2 protein-coding genes and 1 pseudogene are annotated in these 3333 nt (G+C 68.0%); 1 reads left to right on the top strand and 2 read right to left on the bottom strand.

What is annotated here, in order from left to right; translation table 11 throughout:
- Positions 1-254: 254 nt before the first annotated feature.
- The gene (locus ABZ887_RS50955) at positions 255-1391 is read right to left on the bottom strand and encodes a Fic family protein (protein ID WP_361306545.1); all 1137 of its coding nucleotides are present in this window, start codon (positions 1389-1391) and stop codon (positions 255-257) included.
- 322 nt (positions 1392-1713) lie between these two features.
- On the opposite strand from ABZ887_RS50955, the gene ABZ887_RS50960 reads away from it, so the two are divergent.
- Complete coding sequence (locus ABZ887_RS50960; RefSeq protein ID WP_361306547.1) at positions 1714-3075, top strand: IS4 family transposase; 1362 nt, start codon at positions 1714-1716, stop codon at positions 3073-3075.
- Positions 3076-3131: 56 nt separating this feature from the next.
- On the opposite strand, the pseudogene ABZ887_RS50965 reads toward ABZ887_RS50960, so the two are convergent.
- A pseudogene (locus ABZ887_RS50965) lies at positions 3132-3236 on the bottom strand (transposase); the annotation flags it as partial.
- Positions 3237-3333 lie beyond the last annotated feature (97 nt).

The raw sequence follows: 3333 nt of genomic DNA on the forward strand, positions 1-3333 counted from the left end.
CTTCGGCTACCTCACCCCGGCCGAGACCAGGCAGCGGCATCAACACGCCCTCGCGACATAACCGACGAGTGTCCAAGATCACGGGGAAACTTCACAGTCATGCCGGGCCCGGAGGCCAGCGGCCCTCTTGCAGGACCGCGAAGAAGATAACGGGGGGGTGGGGGGCGTGCAGGGGCGGAGCGCCGGTGTCGGGTGCCGACCGCCCCGGTTCCGGAGACGGGCGGGTGAGGTACTCGATGCCTTCCTGTACCCCGTCAGGTGCGGTAGGGGTGTGTCAGGGGCATGGGGGTCCGTGCGATGTGGATGGCGTCCTGGGGGAACTGGGGGCCGGCAGTGTAGTAGCGCGCCCGGGTGCGGCCGACGGGCTGGAGGACGCCGCTGGCCGTGAGGTCTCGGAGGTCGCGTTGGGCCTGCTGGAGGCTGAGGTCCTCGGTGTGCTGGTAGCGGGAACGGCGCACGCGTCCGGCCATGGCGACGTCATGGAGTGCGGTGACGGTGCGTTCGTCGAGGCCCTGGCTGTCGGCGAAGCCGACGAGGGAGGTCCAGACGCGGCCCGAGCGGGTGAGGCGGCCCTGGACGGTCTGTGCCTGCTGGTGGTAGGCGGTGAGGTTGAATCTGATCCAGCCAGAAACGTCCTGGTCGGGCTGGTACTGGCTGCCCCGGTCGTTGAGCTCGCGGTAGTACTCCCATGTGTTGCCCGGTCGGCCCAGCCAGCTCTCGATGGAGGAGAATTCCGGTGCGAGGACTCCTTCTCTGGCGATCATGAGGGTTTGCAGGGAGCGGGACATACGGCCGTTGCCGTCGGCCCAGGGGTGGATGGAGACCAGATGAAGGTGGGCCATGGCGGCCCGCACCAGGGCGTGTGTGCCGTCGCTCTCGTTGAGCCAGTCGACGAGTTCCTGCATCAGACCGGCGACGAGCGGTGCGTCAGGGGCGGTGTAGGCGGCGATGCTCGGATCGCGGGGGTCTGTGACGTAGACGGGGCCCTTGCGCCACTGGCCCGCTGGCCGGCGGATGCTGTGCCGGTGGCCTTGCAGCATCCAGTGAAGACTGTTGAGCAGGCCCTTGCTGTAGGAGAAGTCCTCGACGTCGTGGAGGGTCTGGATGTAGGTCATCATCCGCTGGTAGGCGAGAGTCTCCTCCCGGTTCTCCTCCGAGACGTCGACCTCGGTCTCGCCTTCCATGAGATCCTCGACGTCCACGGTCGACACCTTGAAGCCCTCGATGGAATTCGAGGCTGCTACCGCGTCTGCGGTGAGGAACTTTCGTAGGCCCTCCGTCCACTTCACGGCGGAGGTCCGCACGGCATGCCGCAATGTCTCGCGCATCTGGTCGATCTGATCGAGGACCCGGCGGTCGTCCGTGGTGAGATCAGGCATGGGGAAGAGCATCACCCGATGATATAGTGACGCAATCATTACGTCAAAAGGTTGTGTCCGTGCACCCGGCCGGGCTTCACGCTCCAGCACGACCAAACTGCCGGCCAGCACCCGCCGAACCGGAAGCACACACTTCGTCCCCGCCCGGGCCGTGATGAGAGCGCGGGTCGTGTCCCTTGCCGTGCAACACCGTTGCTTTAAGGCTGCGTACGCCCTGTCAAGGTGGCGGGACCCCTGGTAGTCCCCTTGGTGTCGAAGCCTGGGGACGAGCGATCCGGGGGTCCCGTTGTCTCAGAAGTCTGTCAGTGTCCGGTCCGGTGCGCCATCGCCGGACGTGTACGCGCCCGGCCAGCTGGGCGAGTTGACGCAGATCATCGATCCCGACCTGGTTGATGCGGTACTTGAGGACACTGGTGCCCGCGAGCACAGGGTTCGGTTGCTGCCCTCCCGAGTGGTGTTGTACTTCGTGCTGGCCTTCGCGTTCTTCGAGAAGGCGTCCTACCAGGCGGTGTGGGGCAAGCTCACGGCGGGAATCGGGGCTCCGACGGCGGTCCGGCCGTGTGCCTCCTCGCTGTCGCGGGCCCGGCGTCGGTTAGGCAGCGCCCCGCTGCGCCGTCTGTTCGAGGTGCTGGCCGGCCCGGTGGCCGGCCGCGGCCGGGCCTGCGCCTTCTGCCGGGGGCTGCGCGTGGTCGCGGTGGACGGCACCACGCTGTCCGCCCCGGATGAGGAGGCTGTGACCTGGTACTACCCCAAGCACATCGGGGAGGTCCGCACCTTCGGCTATCCGCTGGTGCGGCTGGTGGCCCTGGTGGAGTGCGGGACCCGCGCGCTGCTCGACGCCTGCTTCGGCCCCGACGGCACCGGTGAACTCGCCTACGCCCACCGCCTGTTGAACCGCCTGGACGCCTCGATGGTGCTGCTGGCGGACGCCTACTACGACGCGTTCGGCTTCCTGCGCGCCGTCGAAGACACCGGGGCTCACTTCGTGCTGCGCTCGATCCGCAAGCGGCGGCCGTCCCTGCGCCGGCCGCTTCCCGACGGCTCCTACCTCACCGTCATCCAGCGGCGCGAGTACCGCGCGGGGCGCGGCTACGAACGGCTCGAGGTCCGGGTGATCGAGGCGTGGATCACTGTCACTCTCGCCGACGGCACGCGCCGCAGCGAGCTATGGCGGCTGCTCACCGATCTGCTCGACGCCGAGCGCTACCCCGCACCGGAGCTGTTGGAGCTATACCACCGCAGGTGGCAGGCGGAGACCTGCTATTTCTCGCTGAAGTCCACGATCTTGGACGGGCGGGTGCTGCGCTCGCGCACCGTCCCCGGCCTCGAGCAGGAGATCTACGCGCTGCTGGCCTCCTACCAGGCGCTGATCAGGGTGGCCGACGACGTCACGACGGCCTGCCGGGGCCTTTCGGCACAGCGGATCAGCTTCACCGTCCTGCTCCAGGCCGCCGCTGACCAGATCGTTACCGCCCGGGGTGCTGCCCCGGACGCCCCCGTCGCCTTGGTCGGGGCCATTGGCCGCGCCGTGCTGGGCGCCCTCCTCCCGGCCCGTCCCCGCCAGCGCCTGAAAGCCCGCTACCGCAAGACCGCAAGCAAGTACAGCTTCAAGCGAGGCAATCACCCCCGTACCGCCCAGGCGTACACGCTGGAGGTACAGATCATCCAGGACGGCGTCCTTGCCACGGGTCTGTAAAGCGAGCGGGTCTTCCAAGATTTTCGTAGCGGGTGATCGCCGGGTTTGGCGGAGCATCAGCTGAGCAGGATGCGCTGGCGGAGGAGCGGGAAGCCGGCCCGGCCGTAGGTCTGGCGCTTGAGTAGTTTGATCTTGTGGTTGACGCCCTCGGTGCGTCCGTTGTGCCCGGGCAGACAGCTGCGGCATCGTCCCGGGTTCGGGCCGTGATCCGCAGCAGGTCACCGCTGGCCTCCACACGATCGACCCGTACCGCGGCCA

The sequence above is a fragment of the Streptomyces sp. NPDC047061 genome, from assembly GCF_040643955.1.
Taxonomy (GTDB): Bacteria; Actinomycetota; Actinomycetes; order Streptomycetales; family Streptomycetaceae; genus Streptomyces.

Excerpts from the sequence above, each read along its gene's own strand:
- ABZ887_RS50955 (WP_361306545.1), bottom strand. The coding sequence starts at position 1,391 with ATGCTCTTCCCCATGCCTGATCTCACCACGGACGACCGCCGGGTCCTC.